18 protein-coding genes are annotated in these 16,308 nt (G+C 60.0%); 8 read left to right on the top strand and 10 right to left on the bottom strand.

Translation table 11 applies throughout. The features are described 5' to 3' along the window. Positions 1 to 45: 45 nt before the first annotated feature. From yjjG to IPP88_16680, 3 genes are read right to left on the bottom strand one after another with little or no spacing between them, the layout of a single operon-like run. Complete coding sequence (gene yjjG, locus IPP88_16690; GenBank protein MBL0124283.1) at positions 46 to 732, bottom strand: pyrimidine 5'-nucleotidase; 687 nt, start codon at positions 730 to 732, stop codon at positions 46 to 48. Continuing rightward, on the bottom strand, positions 729 to 1,130 hold the full coding sequence (locus tag IPP88_16685) for an NUDIX domain-containing protein (GenBank protein ID MBL0124282.1): 402 nt from the start codon (positions 1,128 to 1,130) through the stop codon (positions 729 to 731). The genes yjjG and IPP88_16685 overlap by 4 nt, the downstream gene beginning before the upstream one ends. A gap of 54 nt (positions 1,131 to 1,184) precedes the next feature. Beyond that, positions 1,185 to 2,120, bottom strand: coding sequence for a glycerophosphodiester phosphodiesterase (locus IPP88_16680; protein MBL0124281.1), 936 nt, complete (start codon positions 2,118 to 2,120; stop codon positions 1,185 to 1,187). 1 nt (position 2,121) lies between these two features. Between IPP88_16680 and IPP88_16675 the strand changes: the two genes are divergently transcribed. From IPP88_16675 to IPP88_16650, 6 genes are all read left to right on the top strand, one after another. Beyond that, positions 2,122 to 2,604, top strand: a complete 483-nt coding sequence (locus IPP88_16675) for a hypothetical protein (GenBank protein MBL0124280.1) — start codon at positions 2,122 to 2,124, stop codon at positions 2,602 to 2,604. Between the two features lie 192 nt (positions 2,605 to 2,796). Further along, entirely contained in the window at positions 2,797 to 3,879 is a 1,083-nt protein-coding gene (locus IPP88_16670) for a histidine kinase (protein MBL0124279.1), read from the top strand. After that, positions 3,876 to 4,673 carry a response regulator transcription factor gene (locus tag IPP88_16665; protein MBL0124278.1) on the top strand — a complete coding sequence of 266 codons (798 nt, stop codon included), beginning with the start codon at positions 3,876 to 3,878 and terminating at the stop codon, positions 4,671 to 4,673. The genes IPP88_16670 and IPP88_16665 overlap by 4 nt, the downstream gene beginning before the upstream one ends. A gap of 133 nt (positions 4,674 to 4,806) precedes the next feature. Then, positions 4,807 to 6,453 carry a hypothetical protein gene (locus tag IPP88_16660; GenBank protein MBL0124277.1) on the top strand — a complete coding sequence of 549 codons (1,647 nt, stop codon included), beginning with the start codon at positions 4,807 to 4,809 and terminating at the stop codon, positions 6,451 to 6,453. Positions 6,454 to 6,590: 137 nt separating this feature from the next. Then, complete coding sequence (locus IPP88_16655) at positions 6,591 to 6,995, top strand: hypothetical protein (protein ID MBL0124276.1); 405 nt, start codon at positions 6,591 to 6,593, stop codon at positions 6,993 to 6,995. A gap of 302 nt (positions 6,996 to 7,297) precedes the next feature. Then, positions 7,298 to 8,122 (top strand): tripartite tricarboxylate transporter substrate binding protein, encoded by an 825-nt coding sequence (locus tag IPP88_16650; protein MBL0124275.1) that lies wholly within the window; start codon positions 7,298 to 7,300, stop codon positions 8,120 to 8,122. A 2-nt stretch (positions 8,123 to 8,124) separates the two neighbouring features. On the opposite strand, the gene IPP88_16645 is transcribed toward IPP88_16650, so the two are convergent. Both IPP88_16645 and IPP88_16640 read right to left on the bottom strand, forming a co-directional pair. Further along, a complete protein-coding gene (locus tag IPP88_16645) occupies positions 8,125 to 8,577 on the bottom strand; it encodes an EF-hand domain-containing protein (protein ID MBL0124274.1) in 453 nt (150 codons plus the stop codon). Next, entirely contained in the window at positions 8,574 to 8,963 is a 390-nt protein-coding gene (locus IPP88_16640) for a hypothetical protein (GenBank protein ID MBL0124273.1), read from the bottom strand. The genes IPP88_16645 and IPP88_16640 overlap by 4 nt, the downstream gene beginning before the upstream one ends. Before the next feature lie 298 nt (positions 8,964 to 9,261). On the opposite strand from IPP88_16640, the gene IPP88_16635 reads away from it, so the two are divergent. Beyond that, positions 9,262 to 10,554, top strand: a complete 1,293-nt coding sequence (locus IPP88_16635) for an amidohydrolase family protein (GenBank protein MBL0124272.1) — start codon at positions 9,262 to 9,264, stop codon at positions 10,552 to 10,554. A gap of 135 nt (positions 10,555 to 10,689) precedes the next feature. On the opposite strand, the gene IPP88_16630 is transcribed toward IPP88_16635, so the two are convergent. Both IPP88_16630 and IPP88_16625 read right to left on the bottom strand, forming a co-directional pair. Next, entirely contained in the window at positions 10,690 to 11,133 is a 444-nt protein-coding gene (locus tag IPP88_16630; protein ID MBL0124271.1) for a PaaI family thioesterase, read from the bottom strand. Between the two features lie 58 nt (positions 11,134 to 11,191). Further along, complete coding sequence (locus IPP88_16625) at positions 11,192 to 12,028, bottom strand: OmpA family protein (protein MBL0124270.1); 837 nt, start codon at positions 12,026 to 12,028, stop codon at positions 11,192 to 11,194. Between the two features lie 317 nt (positions 12,029 to 12,345). Between IPP88_16625 and IPP88_16620 the strand changes: the two genes are divergently transcribed. Beyond that, on the top strand, positions 12,346 to 13,434 hold the full coding sequence (locus tag IPP88_16620; GenBank protein ID MBL0124269.1) for an alkene reductase: 1,089 nt from the start codon (positions 12,346 to 12,348) through the stop codon (positions 13,432 to 13,434). Between the two features lie 308 nt (positions 13,435 to 13,742). Here IPP88_16620 and IPP88_16615 read toward each other — a convergent pair whose 3' ends face one another. The 3 genes from IPP88_16615 to IPP88_16605 all read right to left on the bottom strand — a co-directional run bounded on the left by IPP88_16615 (position 13,743) and on the right by IPP88_16605 (position 16,261). Further along, complete coding sequence (locus IPP88_16615; GenBank protein ID MBL0124268.1) at positions 13,743 to 13,928, bottom strand: hypothetical protein; 186 nt, start codon at positions 13,926 to 13,928, stop codon at positions 13,743 to 13,745. A gap of 157 nt (positions 13,929 to 14,085) precedes the next feature. Then, the gene (gene rlmF / locus IPP88_16610; protein ID MBL0124267.1) at positions 14,086 to 15,054 is read right to left on the bottom strand and encodes a 23S rRNA (adenine(1618)-N(6))-methyltransferase RlmF; all 969 of its coding nucleotides are present in this window, start codon (positions 15,052 to 15,054) and stop codon (positions 14,086 to 14,088) included. A 322-nt stretch (positions 15,055 to 15,376) separates the two neighbouring features. Beyond that, positions 15,377 to 16,261: a LysR family transcriptional regulator gene (locus IPP88_16605; protein MBL0124266.1), complete on the bottom strand. Its 885-nt coding sequence runs from the start codon at positions 16,259 to 16,261 to the stop codon at positions 15,377 to 15,379. Positions 16,262 to 16,308 lie beyond the last annotated feature (47 nt).

Here is a 16,308-nt window from a genome sequence, read left to right as displayed (position 1 = left end):
CGCCGCGTCGCTTCCATCAGCCAGCGGCGCGCCCGCGTTCAATGGTCAGTACCTTGCTGCAAGCAACAGCCGTTCGAGCTCGGCCAGCGACGTCACTTCATAAGTCGGCGTCAAATCCGCCGGGGCCGCCCTGCCATCGGCATTCACCCAGCACGTATCCAGTCCCGCATTGATCCCGCCCAGAATATCCGAATCCGGGTTGTCGCCCACCATCAGCACGCGATCTCGCGCGGGATCGCCCATGAGTGCGAGCGCGTGGTCGAAAATTTCGCGGTGAGGCTTGGTCATGCCGACCTGTTCCGAGATCACCAGCACGTCGAAGTGATGCGCCAGCCCGGTACGTGCCAGCCGCGCTTCCTGCAGTTCGGTAAACCCGTTGGTGATGATGCCCAGCCTGGCTTCGCCGCGCAGCGCCCCCAGCAGGCTGACCGCGCCATCGAGCGGCGTGCAAATTTCAGCCATCGTCGTCAGGTACGCGCTGTTCAGTTCGTTTGCAGCAATTTGCAATTTGTCGGCCCACAGCTGGAAGCGTTCGCGCTGCAATTGCTGCGCGTCGATGCGGCCGCTCTGGTATTCGATCCAAAGTGGCTTGTTGACTGCTTGATACGCGTGATAGTCATGCTCGGCAAATTCAACGCCGTGGCGCGAGAACATGAGTTGCAATCCGCTGAACGCATCGAAGTGAAACAGCGTGTCATCGGCATCGAACAAAATCCATTCATAGGACTTCATTCGATGCGGCCTTCCGACTTCAGCCAGTCCAGCACTTGCCGGGCATTCGCCGAGCACCTCAATTTGTCGCGGCTGGTGAGCCACGCCACTTCTTCAATTTCCGCGGCAGCTTTTATTGTGCCGGTAAAGTCCGCGAAATAGCAGGTCATCCGGACTTGCGTTCCCACGGGCTCGCCATCCGCTTGCGCCTCGAATACACCGGCGTATTCGAGGCTCGCCGGCGCAAGTTCCACCGAAAGTTCTTCCCTGACTTCGCGGATCAGTGCCTGCGCATCGCTCTCGCCGATTTCCCGCTTTCCACCCGGCATGTACCAGGCCGATTTGCCTTTGGACCGGGCGCCGAGAAGCCGCTTGTCCTGGATGTGCAGCCAGGCGAGCTTGTCTATTTTGACCATCATGTTCGCACTTGGGGACGGGAGCAACTTGCCTGCACGTGGTGTCCCCGGCGTTCGTTACTTGCGTTTCTTCAGCTCGATTTGCACGAGGTCCGGCCGGTCGGAAATGATGCCGTCCACGCCCATGTCCAGCAACTTGTTCATCATTGCCGGGTCATTGACGGTCCACGGAATGACGATGATCCCCATTGACCGCGCCTCGGCCAACATGGCTGGCGTGAGAAAAGTCTGGTTTGGCGCCCAGATCTTTCCGTTTGCGGCCTTGATCGCCTTGGGTACTGAGCCCGCGAACCGCTCGGGGTTGAAGCCGGCAAGCCACGGTGACGGAGTGCCGTCTGCCGCGAGGGCAAGCGTGCGCGGAGAAGACAAATACATCGTGCGGATTTCCGGCGCCTCTTTCTGAATCGCCTGCAGCGTGCTCCAGTCGAACGATTGCACCATTGTTCGCGTCGCCATCCCGGCCTTGCGAATTTCGGCGATGGCCATGCGGGCGAATTCCTCCGGCGGCCGTGTGGCCGCGCGATCCGCGGGGGAAACCTTTGTCTCGCAGTCAAACCCGATCTTTGTATTGCCGGATTTTTTCACCAGATCGAAGAGATCGGAAAGCTTCGGGATGCGCGTGCCATCGACCGGCTGCTGGTCCTTGAACGTCTTCGCGTATTCGGTGCCGGGCTTCAGGCGGCCGACGTCGTACTTCTGCAGCTCGGCAAAGGTGAGCTCGCTGATGGCGGGGTTCTTCTCGCCCAGCCAGTTTCCATCGGGGCCGCGCGTGGTGTCCGGGTTGAGGTACAGGTCATGATGGATCACCACCACGCCGTCCTTCGTGATCGCCATGTCGCATTCAATGGTATCGACGCCGAGGTCGATTGCCTTCTGAAACGCGGGCAGCGTATTTTCCGGCAACAATCCGCGCGCACCGCGGTGGCCTTGCAAGTCGAAGGCGTGGAGGGGAAACGTCAGGCAAAGTGCGGTGAGCAGGGCGAGTCGGCGCATCGTGACGGCTTCACAAGTGGCAGGGAAAAACTATAGCAGGTTGGAAACAATTCACCCCAGCAACTCAGGTATTGACGCCTTTAGTGACCGGGGCATAACTGGCAGTGAAACACCAGCATTGGCGCGGCTTCTGAGCCACAAATGTCTGGACAGGCTCGCCAATGCGGGTGTTTTTCTTGTTTCTGCTGGGATTCGCGACCAGGACCCCGCTCTTCCTCGCGACACGCTGTTGGTTGAAGTTGACGTTGAAACTCTTTTTGTCGATACGTCCCGCGCGGAGCAGACCGCATTAATGATGAGCGTTCTGGTGTCGGCCAACGCGGCGGGCAAGGCACGTAATCAGAAGCGCTTTGAATATGCCGGCCCGCCCGGCAGCTATGCCGCGTGGATCGACGCACAAAACGATTTCATTGATCAATCGTTGAACAACGCATTTCAGCATCTCTCGGCACAAATAGTCTCTGAATTGACCGTTCAACAGTAGTAGCGCGGAAACAGGCGTCCGATCCAGTTTGATCCGTTTCCGACGAGAGGCCGTCAACCGCCATCTAACGACGCCCGGCGCCGACGAGCGACCCTGGCGGCAGGGCCGTGTCGTGATGCTTCATAGTGGCGCCTATTGTTGCGATGCTGCCCGCGATTTTGATTCGCCGCGCCGCGCTGGTATCTTGTCACGATGACATTCATAGACGCCACGCCCATCCGCCACGACCTTGCGCGCGTGTTCCATTGGCGGCGCATGAAAGTCATGCTGATAACGTGCTTCTTATTGCACCTGCCGATACTCGCGACATGGCAGGCGTCCTATGCCGTCCTTGTCGGTCGCGTGCTGTTCATCGGCTGTGTGGTATTGCTTGCCTTCGGGTTGTTCGAGCGCTCGCCCATACACCTGCCCGCGTGGATTTCGCGCTGGGCGCTGCAAGTGTTCGCGGTGGCCGTGGCAGTTCCGATCAGTACCGCGATCGCCTACGCAATCACCACGATAGGGGACCCGGCGCACTGGTGGCAGAACCAGAATCGCATGTTCGGATTCAGCATCATGACCGCACTGGGGCTGCTGGTCTCGCCGTGGATTGCCGTTGCGGCGTTGCTTCGGCAAATCAAGGACGAGGCGCACAAGCTCGCCTTGACATTTGAACTCGCGCGCAGCGAGTACGATCGCAATGCGCTCGATGCGCGCCTGCGATTGCTGCAAGCGCAGGTCGCGCCGCATTTTCTGTTTAATACCCTCGCGAACGTACGCGAACTGGTCAGCACGGGTTCGCCGCGCGCAGCGCCGGTGCTGGAGAGCCTGATCGCTTACTTGCGCGCCGCGGTGCCGCGCCTCAATCAGCCCTCCAGCACGATGGGTCAGGAGCTCGAACTGGTGCAGGCGTATCTGGACGTGATGCAAATGCGCATGCCCGATCGCCTGCAATTCAGCGTTGAAGCCGACGACGACGCGCGAACGCTGGTGTGCCCGCCGATGACGCTGTTGACCCTGGTCGAAAATGCCATGCGTCACGGCATCGATCCGACCGAGGAGGGCGGACGCATCGATGTGCGCGTGACCATCATCAATGGGCGCGGCCATGCTGAAGTGCGCGATACCGGCATGGGCCTTGCCCGTGGCAGCGAAGGGCTGGGCACCGGGCTTGCCAACTTGCGGGAGCGCTTGCAGTTGGCCTTCGACGGCGATGCCCACGTTACGCTCAGCGAAATCTCGCCACACGGCGTGCGTGCCGAAATCGATTTCCCCGCGCGAAAGGATGCGCCATGACGGAGGTCGTGACCGCGCGGCGCCCCACGGCGATGATTGCTGATGATGAACCACTGCTGCGCGAATCGCTCACGCGCCTGCTTGCGCAGACCTGGCCCGAACTGGAGGTGGTCGCGCAGGCGCGCAATGGCCGCGCGGCGGTCGAGAGTTTCGAGGCACAGCACCCCGACATTTGTTTTCTCGACGTGCACATGCCCGGCTTGTCCGGCATCGAAGCAGCGCGCTTCATCGGCCGCCGCGCGCATGTCGTGTTCGTCACCGCTTACGATCAGTACGCGGTGCAGGCGTTCGACCAGGGCGCGCTCGATTACCTGGTGAAGCCGGTAGAGCTTTCACGTCTGATGGACACCGTGGCGCGCCTCAAGGAGCGACTGCGTGCCACGCCGGAGATTCCCGATACCGCCGCCTTGCTCGATCAACTCGCGGCGCGGGTTTTCAAGAATGCGGCACCAACGTCGCTTCGCTGGCTGCGCGTATCGGTGGGGCAGGCGCTGCGCCTGGTGTCGGCTGACGAGATCGATTTCCTGCGCTCGGAAGACAAGTACACGCTCGTCGCCTGGCATGATCCGGCGGGCCAGCCTGCCGAGGGGCTGGTGCGCACGCCATTGAAGGAACTCATCAACCAGCTTGATGCCGAGCAGTTTGTGCAGGTGCACCGCTCGGTGGTGGTTAACCTTCGCGCGATCAAACAGGTCCTGCGCGGTCATAACGAGACGGCCAACATCCATCTGAAATATCGCGCGGATGTGTTGCCGGTAAGCCGCACCTTTCTTCATCATTTTCGAATGATGTAAACGCGGTCCGCAGGCGTGCGGCCTATCCGCGCGGATCGTGCCCCGTCCGCCTGAACCGTGGCTCATCACATCGGGCTTGCTCCCGGCGTTGCCGCAAGACTACGTTACGGCCATTACGCAACCGGAGCACAACATGTCAAAGCACCTGAGCTATTGGATTTTCGTATTCATCGCGAGTGGCCTGTTCATGATGCAGCCGGCCGCGGCAGCCGAAGATCGCCCGGGCAATCTCGTCAGCGTTCAATGGCTCGAGAAGAACCTCCATCGCGACGATATTATTTTGCTGGATGCATCACCGACCCCGTTGCACGCGGCGAGGCACATTCCCGGCGCGGTTAATGTCGATGTGTTCAGCTTCGGTGGCCGCGAGAATTCCACCGCAGAGATGGAGCGGCGCATCCAGTCCTGGGGGGTCAGCGCCGGCAAGAAGATCGTCCTCACCGACCAGGGCGGCACCTTCTTTGCGACCAGCCTTTTCTTTGACCTCTACTATCACGGCTTCCCCGCCGAGGACATGTTCGTCCTCGACGGCGGCATGGCGAAATGGCTGGCGGCGGGCGGCGCGGCCACGAAAGACGCCACACCGGCGCCGAAGACGGGAACATTTCGCGTCGCGACGCTGAGGGAAGAGGTGCGTGTGCGGCTGCCGGAATTTCTGGTGGCCTCCGGCGACCCGGTCAACAACGCGCTCGTCGAGGCGCTCGAACCCGATCAGCATTTTGGCGGTGCCAAATTTTTCGACCGCGCCGGCCATATCCCCAATGCCATCATGGCGCCCAGCGCGGACTTCTTTAACCCGGACAAGACGTTCAAATCCAGCGGGGAGATCAAGCGAATGCTCACCTACCTGGGGATCAAACCTGAACAGCAGGTGTACACGCACTGCGGCGGCGGCATTGCTGCCAGCGTACCGTTTTTTGCCACCAGGATTTTGCTGAACTACCCGAAGGTCAAGCTCTACAAGGAATCCCAGTTGGAGTGGCTGCGTGACGACAGAGGGCTGCCGTTCTGGACGTACGACGCGCCAAATATGATGCGCGAAAAAAACTGGCTGAATGGATGGGGCAACCCGATGCTGCGCAGCTTCGGTGTGTCAAAACTGAACGTTGTGGATGTGCGCCCGGCAGAGGCCTACCAACTGGGACATGTGCCGTTCGCCGTCAACATTCCCGCCGATGTCTTCAAGCGCCACCTCGCCACCCCAGAGAAACTTGCCGACATGCTGGGGGCCGCTGGCGTCAATGCGGCCTTTGAGGCTGTCATCGTCTCCGATGGCGGATTGAACACAAGTTCGGCACTGGCGTTCCTGATGCTGGAAAAGCTCGGACAGAAAAAGATCTCTGTCCTCGCCGAGGGCATGGACGACTGGGGGCTCGGCGGTTTTACGCTCACCAAGGAAGCCACCATCGTCGGCCCGCGAAAATCGCCGCAGGATCTTGCCCTCCCGGCCACCACATATACCGCCAACGTTCGTCCCGGCATCCTGACCGGCGAGCCGTCGCGCACGGAAGGCGCGTATCCGAAGGTCTACATCGCTTCCGGCAAAGCGATGCCGGCCAAAGTGCGGGACGGAAAAATGATTCACGTGCCGTACACCGAGCTGGTGAATGTCGACGGAACACCGAAGGCAGCGAAAGATATCTGGAGCATCCTCGTCAAAGCCGGGCTCCCGCGTTATGCCGAAATCATTTGCGTCGCAGACGATCCTGGCGACGCCGCCGCCAACTACTTCATCCTGAAGATGCTGGGGTATCCGGATGTGAAGGTGTTGGTAGCGTGACGCTGCTACTCGGTGATTGAATCCGTCGCCTCAGGTTTTGAAACGCCGTATCTGGCGGGGGTTGCACGGCACTAATGGCCTGTGAGGACCGCCAGCGCTGGAGTTTTCCGTCGTTATAGAGGAAAGGGACTCGCACGATGGCTGAGGTATCAACGTTTCGCTTGTATCTGCTGAGAGCCACTTACCTGCTCATATTGGTAGGGCTTGGATTCGCCATATGGCCAGGAATCGTCAGCCACGCGATCGCGGGTGACCCAACGCCTCGCGCTGCCTCAAGCTTGCTCGCGGCCGTATCGGTCCTGGCAGCGTTGGGAATTCGCTATCCGCTGCAAATGTTGCCGCTGCTTCTTTTCGAGCTGGTCTGGAAGTCGATATGGTTGATCGCCGTTGCATTCCCGTTGTGGTCTGCGCAGCAGATGGACGCGGACACATGGGAGTCGGTCAACGCCTGCCTGATGGGTTGGGTGATTTTCCCGATCGTCATTCCGTGGCCCTATGTGCTGGCGAATTACGTGAAGAAGACCGGAGACAGATGGCGGTGAGTCGCGCGGGAAACAAAAGTAATTGATCCGGCACGCGACTGGCAGCAGGGAGACCCGGCGCATTTGATTTAAGGAATCCCGGCCTCTATAGTGGTTGCGCAAACACATCGATACGGGGACCGCGTCATGCGCAAACAACTGAAACAAATTGCCGCCACCGCATTTGCATTGCTGTTCGTGTTCATTCTTCCGCAGCTCGCACAGTCACAGACCCCGCAAAGTCCGCGGGCGGATATCCGTCAAAACCCATCCACGTCGTCGTCCCGTTTCCCGCAGGCGGAGCCACGGATATCCTCACGCGAGTGGTGGCGGAAAAGCTCGGTGCGCGACTCGGCCAGACGATGATCGTCGACAACAAGCCGGGCGCGGGCGCGAACATCGGCGCGGAAGCGGCGGCCAAGGCGGCGCCTGATGGCTACACTCTGCTGATGGGCTCGGTCGCGTCGCACGCGATTTCGGTGACGTACTACAAGACCCTTGGCTACGATTTCCGCCGCGACCTCACCCCCATCTCGATGGTGGGCCATGTCCCGAGCGTGCTGGTGATCACGAATAGCCTGCCGGTGAAAACCGTGCCGGAACTGATCGCTTACGCCAAGTCGCACCCCGGCCAGCTCAACTTCGCCTCTTCGGGCACCGGCGCGCTGATTCATCTCACAGGGGAAATGTTCAAGCAGATGGCGGGCATCGATATCGTGCATGTGCCGTACAAAGGCACCGCGCTGTTCCTGCCTGACCTGATCGACGGCCGGGTGTCGATGTCGCTCGATTCCATGCCGCCACACCTGCCGCACATCAAATCCGGAAAGCTGCGCGCACTCGCCGTGACGTCGGCCAAGCGCTCGCCGGTGCTGCCGGATCTGCCGACGGTGGCGGAGACGTTGCCTGGTTTCGAATCGATCGCGCCCTACGCGCTGTTCGCGCCGACCGGCACGCCCGCGGAAATCATTGCGCTGATAAATCGCGAAGTGAATGCGGTCCTGCTGATGCCGGAAGTGCGGGAAAGGCTCGCCGAACAGGGGATCGAAGTTTCCGGCAGCACGCCCGACGCGCTTGCCTCTACCGTTAAGAGCGAAATCGCCAAGTGGGCGAAAGTTATCAAGGATGGGAATATCAAGCCGGAGTAGGACTAGGTTTTCTTCAGCATGTTTGCATGACCTGCCGCAAGCTCAACCCGGCTCAAATAGCCGTCCTTGTTCGTATCCATTTTCTCGAACATGGCTTGGGAGCCCGATGCGTGTTCTGCCGCCGACAGAATCCCATCACCATCTTTGTCGATCACTTTGATTTTCTCGGCGGCCGACATCTCCGCCCTGTTGGCTTGGGCGCCGGTCACGCGCTCATGCGCAGCATCCATTTCTAGAGCGGTCACCTTGCCGTTATGGTTCGCATCCATCGCGTCGAACATTTGTTTGCCGCCAGCCGCATGTTCATCGGAAGAAACGCGACCGTCCCTGTTGATATCCATCTTTGCGAATTCCGCGTCGGACTTGCGCGGGTTGGCGTGAGCGGTGTACGCCCACGTAGCCAGCGCAGCGAGGCCGGCAAGTGCCCGCGCGGCAGTCTTGTGAATTGATTTCATGGCCTCGTCTGTTTTTTGATGCCAGCGCGAAGCGTGCCGGCAAGTTTTTTGGCGGGCTGGGGATGCGCGCCCGCGCGCGTGACTTTTCTCGGCGCGGCCCCTGAGTCTTTCATGCGCGACTTGCGGTCTTCCTTGGCGTTCTTCGCCACTGGCGGTTCCACGGCGAGCACCTCTATGGCATCGGCCGGCGCCGTTTCGCGCGGGCCTTTCTCTTCATTGGCAATCTCTAGGAACTCTGGCGTTCCGGTCACAACGTCGTGCGTGCCACTGTCGCTGTCTTCGTCGCGCTCCTGATCGCCCGCCAGCAGATCGGATTCGATCGGCAGGATGAGTTGGCTGGGCGTGAGCTCGTCCTGTTTGATGGGTTGCTTGCCGTTGCGATGCATTTGCGACTCCTGTGGGCCGATACAATCGTGTATCCATTACGATCATGATTGTGCCGGGCCGCCGGAGGCATCGGACGAGCGCGGCTTATGCGGTAGGGAATGTCCTACGAGGATGTTTGCCGCGCCGCGTGGCAGATTTCAGGAACGCTGGAAGCAGCTCACTAAGAGCTTCCGTGTTCCGCCCCTCACGGAACTTGCACTGTCCTTTTCTGCGAGCAGGCTGGCCACGGTGTCATCATTGACTCGATAGAATCACGCTACCCTTACACATCGCCGATCAAGCCACGGAGAGCGCCCAATGAACATGACCTGTACGCACATCGCAAAGTTGATCCTGCTCGCGCCCGTGACCGCGCTGCTTGCCGTAGTCAATGCGCGTGCCGCGAGCGAGCCCGATACCTGGTTCCTGCGCGGCGCGAAAATATATATCGCCCCCGATCGTGAGCTACTCAAGGAAAGCGTGGTCGTCATTCGTGGCGACAAGATCATGGCTGTTGGCGAGAAGGGAAAGGTCGCGATCCCGGCCGGCGCGCGCGAATCAACGTGCAGCGGCGGAATCATCACGGCGGGATTCCAGAACAGCCACGTGCATCTCATCGGTGAGACCTGGAACGCCGCCGGCACGCAGCCCGCAAATGAACTGACGAAAAAATTAGTGACGATGCTGACGCGCTACGGCTATTCGACCGTGGTCGATATTGCCTCCGACCGCGACAACACACTGGCCCTGCGTGCGCGAATTGAACGCGACGGCGTTTGGGGTGAAGTGCGCGGGCCGCGCATTCTCACGGCGGGCCTGCCGCTGTTCCCGCCCAACGGCATCCCGATCTATCTGGACAATTTTCCACGCGAGTTCCTCGAAAGCATGCCGCAGCCAGCGAGCATTGACGCCGCCCTGAAAGTGGTGCGCGAAAATCTCGACGCTGGTGCCGACGCGACCAAGCTCTTCATCGCCACACCTCAGGCAAGGCAAATCCAGCGCATGCCTGCCGACATCGCCCGCGCCGCCGCCGACGAGACCCATCGCCGCGGCAAGCTGGTGATCGCGCATCCCACCGATATCGCGGGCGTGGACGCAGCGCTCGCGGCCGGGGTGGACATCCTTGCACATACCACCCTGGGTGTTGCGACACCGTGGCCGGATGCGCTGCGCCAGCGGGCCATCCAGCAAGGCATGTCCGTCATCCCGACGCTGAAACTGATGGGCTACGAAATGAGCAAGGAGAACGCGCCGCCCGCGGTCACCGCGCGGCTGGTGGACGCATCGGTGGCGCATGTCAGGACCTTCATCGCGGCGGGTGGGCAGGTGCTGTTCGGCACTGACGTCGGCTACATGAACGATGCTGATCCCGCCGAAGAGTACCTGCTCATGGCGAAGGCGGGCATGTCGCCGATGCAGATACTCGCCTCGCTCACCACGACGCCTGCCGCGCGCTGGAAGGAAAGCGGCCGCCGCGGTCGCGTGGCGGCAGGGCTGGATGCGGACCTCGTGGTGCTTGGCGCGGATCCGGCGGCGGATGTGGCGAATTTCGCGACGGTGCGGTGCACGATCAGTCGGGGGCGGACGATCTACCCGGGTTCAGGGGAGTAGGAGCGCGGACTAAATCCGCAAACTCAAGGACTGGTGCGCCTTTTCGGGCATAAACGGCGGGAGAGGCTCGCCGGTGCTAGGGTTTGTATTCCTGATCCGGGTATGCGTCACCGCATCAATGCCAGCGCAACGATCCTACTTCTCCACTTTCCCGTGCATCACCATGATCGTTTGCTGCATCAGGGCACAAAGGGTTTCTTTGCCCTCCTTGACGGCGAAAACTTCTGCCTTGGTGACGATCAGCGTACGGCCGGCACGGACGACCTGACCACGGGCGATCAGCTTCTCTCCATCGGCGGGAGCCACCAGGTTCATCTTGTACTCCACCGTCAGTACAGTGGCGCTGGGTGGAACCATCGTCATGGACGCGTAACCCGCGGCCGAGTCGGCAATCATGCCGACCACGCCGCCATGCACAAAGCCGTGCTGCTGCTCGACGCCTTGCCAGTGCGGCAGATGGATTTCGGTGCGACCGTGCTCGACGACAGGCAGTGTCGCCTGAATAAGCTGCATCGCGTGTTGCCGCTCGAAGCTGGCATGAATACGCTCGGCGAAGTGCGGATCGGGAATCTTGGTCATGCCCCAATTCTACATTTGCGTTTAACTTGAAAAAATAGTGCCGATCCCATTTACCGGTTCACTGCTTGACAAGCTCCACGCGCCGGTTCTTGGCGCGCCCCGCATCGGACTCGTTGGACGTCACCGGCGCCAGGGAAGAAACGCCATAGCCCTTCAGGCGCGTGGTGGCAATGCCGTGCTTGGTGATCAACGCTTGGGCAACTGCCTCGGCCCGCGCCTGGGAGAGCTTCATGTTGGAATCCATTTGGCCGACATTGTCGGTATGGCCCACCACGTTGAGTTTCAGGCCCGGATCACTGTTGAGCAACTTGGCGATTTCGGCGAGCGCCGCATCAGACTCGGGCTTGATCACGGACTTGCCGCTATCAAAATAGATGCCGTAAATGGCGGCATGTCCGGTGGAACGTATGTCGTTGGAAAAAACTTCAGCCGTGGCGACGATGTCCTGGGCCATCGCCTTTTTCTCGACGATGGTGAAGCCGTATTTGCCGGTGAACTCCGCCCACACTTCCACCCAGATCTCTTTCCCGTCCGCGGTCAGCGTAAACGTCTGACGTCCCTTGTCGGCCCCGACAATCTTGCCGCCGGCCTTCTGTATCGCCGCTTCGAAATTCCGCTTGATCTGTAGTTCGCTGGGCTTGTCCGTCGCCTTCGCCTGCGGGTAGTAGGTCCAGGTCGCCTTTCGGCCCTCCACGGTTTCGGTCTTCCCGGGACCGGTCACGAACGCGTATGCATCGAACTGTTTGTCCACGCACTTGTAGATCCAGTACCCCGGCATCCGTGTGAACATCGGATGGTCCTTGCAGCCAGCTTCGTCCTTCTGCTGCGCCAGTGCCACGGTCGCACCGGCCAGCACGCACACCAGCGCAATCACGATTCGCAAAATGTTTTTCATTGTTCGCCCTTTCCGCTCAAACGCAATGCCTCGTCAATCGAATCCAGTTCTCACTGTCCTGATCGAATGTACTCCCAGGGTCCGGGCCCCGTTTGTCAATGGTCAAGGAAGTCGGGTTTTCCCTTGCCGAAAGGAGCAAGACGTCCGGATGCCAATAACCTGTTCCCTGCCATTTCCTGGCCTCCCTCTTTTGCTGAACCGCTCCTCGCCGTTGAGTTTGCCAATTCAACCCCAATATCTTTTCAGCGTCGCGCCTACATGTGCCTCAACAAGCACTGGACGCGACTCTCCCATTTCCCCCTTTCTACAGGACTGCCATGTCACCTGCCTCCCTCTTGTCCCCTTACTCGATGAACAAACTGGCGCTCGCCAATCGTGCCGTGATGGCGCCGATGACACGCAGCCGCGCGGTGGACACCAATACTCCTAACGCCCTGATGGCCGAATATTATGGCCAGCGCGCCAGCGCCGGCCTCATCATCACCGAAGGCACTTCGCCTTCCGCAAACGGACTGGGCTACCCGCGAATCCCGGGATTGTTCAATGCGGCGCAGGTGGCAGGCTGGAAACAGACAACCGATGCCGTGCATGCCAAAGGCGGCAAGATATACATTCAATTCATGCACACCGGCCGCGTGACCCAGGCCGCCAATCTGCCCGCCGGCGCCGAGGTAGTCGGCCCCACCGATGCGATCTGCCCCGGCGAGATGTACACCGATAGCCACGGCATGCTGCCGCACAGCAAACCGCGCGCAATGACACAGGCCGATATCGATCATGCGGTGGGCGAATACGCCCACGCCGCCAAGCTCGCCATCGAGGCCGGGTTCGACGGCGTGGAATTACACGCCGCGAATGGTTATCTGATCGAACAGTTTCTCAATGCCAACGTCAACACGCGCACCGACGGCTATGGCGGCTCGATCGCGGGGCGCAATCGCTTTGCACTCGAAGTCGCCCGGGCGACCGTTGCGGCGATCGGCGCGGAACGGGTCGGCATCCGCATTTCGCCATACGGTGTCTTCAATTCGACGGGCCACTATCCCGAGCAGGAAGCGCAGTACCTTGCCTTGGTCAAAGAACTTTCCGCGCTGAAACTCGCGTATCTGCATGTGCTCGATCATTCGGCCATGGGTGCGCCACCGGTACCGGCAGCCTTCAAGCTCGCATTGCGCCACGCTTTCAACGGGCCCTTCATTCTTGCCGGTGGGTTCGATGCGGCGTCCGCACAAACGGCGCTCAACGAAGGCCAGGCAGACATGATTGCGTTCGCCCGCGGATTCCTGGCCAACCCGGATCTGGTCACGCGTATGCAAAAGGACGCCGCACTCAATGCGCCCGACATGTCGACGTTCTACACACCCGGTGCGAAGGGCTACACGGACTATACTGCTCTGCCTGCCTGAACTGCGCGCGCGCATCCTGTAGAAAAACAAAACCCCAGCCACGGCTGGGGTTTGCACAGGCAGTAACTGAATCCACATTGGCAGGCCTGCGACAAAGGTTAAGCAGTCTCGCGTGCGATACTCCGCGCCGGTCATTCCGGCAGGACACACTGCTACAGTTCGCGGCAACAACCACCCCTGAATGGGGCGTCCACCGTTCGAGGGTTAGATCAAGCGACGAGTTCCGCCGCAACGCCGGGCAAACGTTCCGGTTGCCTTTCCGGGTAACGCTCCTCGATGATGAGGTTAGTGCCTTCGATATACCCGGGCTACGTCAGCCCCTGGCGAAGTGATGCGACTTGCGGATAGGGCATTCCGCCGACATTGGCGCCTTGATTCACACGCAACCCGACCCGGTACACTTTGCCCGCCGGCGGAGCGTGCGAACCATTCGAAGTCAGCGCGAGCCCCAATGTGCACGCTGCGGTAATTGCCAGAACGGACCATCGATCCATTGCATTCCCGTTCGTTTCTTACGATCGAAGACACGATGCAATGAACAGACGTTCCCCCGCAAGAATTTCTTGCCGTTCGAACATGCGGGGCAGCGGCTTCACGTCAAAGCGAGGCATGCGCAAAGCGAGAGTTTTCTGTTTGCGCCGATGTTGGGATCTACCGAAAATGCCACGCAACGATGCGGCTTTTCTTTTGGCCCTGCGCCATGGCGATGGTTTCAACCCGGCGCGCGTCGACTGCTTTCAACGCGGAATAAATCTCAGGCAGGCTTTCCTCCCGCGACACCAGCGCGCTGAACCACGACACCTGCGTTTGGTGTTGCGCGCTTTCCGCCGCCATGCGGCACACAAACCCGACTTCGCCACCCTCGCACCAAAGCTCTGCCGCCTGACCGCCGAAATTCAGTTTGGGATTTGATTGGGGATTTCCTGCCTTGCCCAAGTTTTTCCATTTGCGAATAGCGCCAGCTTCGGCTGCCCGCGCGGAGGCGTGAAAAGGTGGATTGCAGAGAACAAAATCGAAGCGATCAACTAGCTTGAGGATGCCCTCGAAAATTTTCTGCGGCGACGCCTGTAACCGCAATTCGATCGCCGCCGCCAGATTTTTGTTTGCATCCACGATTTGTTGCGCGGCGCTGAGCGCGACGGCGTCGGTATCGCTTCCCACAAACCGCCAACCGTACTCGTGATGGCCGATCAACGGATAAATGCAATTCGCGCCGACTCCGATATCGAGTACCCGAATATCCGGCCCGCGCGGGATATTTCCTTTGCGGTCTCGCGCCAGCAGATCGGCCGCATGATGCACATAATCCGCGCGGCCCGGAATGGGCGGGCACAAATAGCCCGGCGGAATACGCCACGACTCGACCTGATAAAAAGCTTTCAATAGCGCAGCATTCAGTGCCATCACCGCGGCGGGATTGGCGAAGTCGATCGTCAACTCGTTGGCATCAAACGGATTGGCAACGAGAAAATCCTTAAGCGCCGGCAACACGTCTGAGAGCATTCCGAAATCGTAACGGCCGCGATGGCGATTGCGCGGGTGAAGGCTCAGTTTTTCGAGGACCGGCGCACGCGTTTTCTTCGTTACGGTACGGGCGATTCGTGCGGTCTTTGCGTGCATGATGTTCTGGTGCCATTGAGTGGAAAGATAAAGCGAACTTGAAGTGCGGTTGCGAGCAGGATGCTTCGGGAGGGAACTTCTATTGGCCGATCCCTGTTCGCCCTGAGCCTGTCGAAGGATCTAGTGGGGCATGTTAAAAAAAGCGCTTGGAGTAAGTGTGGTTCGACAGGCTCACCACGTACAGAGGTAAATAGAAGTCCAGTACAAGAAACGCCAGCATTGGGGCGGCTTCCAGACCGAAATGCCATGGAGATGCCCGCCGAATGGTGATGTGGAACTTCTTGCGCTCAGCCCTACGCATGAGCCCAAGCAGTCCGTACAGTCAGCGCGCCAGTTCCAGCAAACGAATGATGACCGGATGCAACACTTTCTTCTCCGCGACGATCAGATGGAAGTGCTCCTCCACACCCTCGCATGATCCGACGCGCTTGACGTTGTACTGCGCCAACAACTCGTCGTGAACCATGTCGACCGCCGGAAACACGCCCATGCCGCTTGAGCCAAAAGTTTTAAGAAGCGCGCTGTCTTCAAACTCGCCCACCACGTGCGGCCTGATTGCCCGTCTCTCGAACCATTGGTCGAGACGCGCGCGAACCGCGACGTGTGTCGTTGGCAGGAGCACCGGGACGCTTTCAAGTGATTGCGGAAACGCTTTCCTCGCGGTCGCATGCAAATTGGCGGACGCGTACCAGGCGATTTCCGATGAACCCAGCGGATGGCTGTATACCTTTACGTTCGGGTTGGGCGGCGCAGCCCTGTCAGCCAGTACGGCATCAAGCCGGTGGAGCGCCAGATCGCCGAGCAGATCCTCGAACTCGTCGACATGACATAGCAAACGCAGGTTTGGCTCTTGAAGGATCGGCTGCAGCAAGCGCCGCACCACCAGTTTGGGCAGTCCGTCGGAGATTCCCACCGCAAAGCGCAGCCCGGGCGAACTGGTGGCCTCCTTGATTGCATCCGGCAGTTGCTCACCCAGCTGGAAAATCTGATCGACCTGCCGCATCGCTGCCGTACCTGCTTCAGTCAACACGAGTCCGCGGCCAGCAGGCTTGAGCAAGGTATGACCAAGCGAGCGTTCCAGCTCGCGTACCTGGGCGCTTACCGTTTGAACTGCCATGCCGAGCCGGGTCGCGGCACGAGTGATGCCGCCCTCCTTGGCGACAACCCAGAAATAGTACAAGTGCCGGTAACTGAAGCTGACGCTCATTATCCTGTTTTTCCGAACTATCAATTCGCTATTATCTGCTTTTTCCG

The sequence above is a fragment of the Betaproteobacteria bacterium genome, assembly GCA_016720925.1.
In the GTDB taxonomy this organism is placed as follows: domain Bacteria; phylum Pseudomonadota; class Gammaproteobacteria; order Burkholderiales; family Usitatibacteraceae; genus UKL13-2.
The sequence above is the reverse complement of the archived record's forward strand: the minus strand, read 5'-3'. Positions and strand labels throughout refer to the sequence as shown.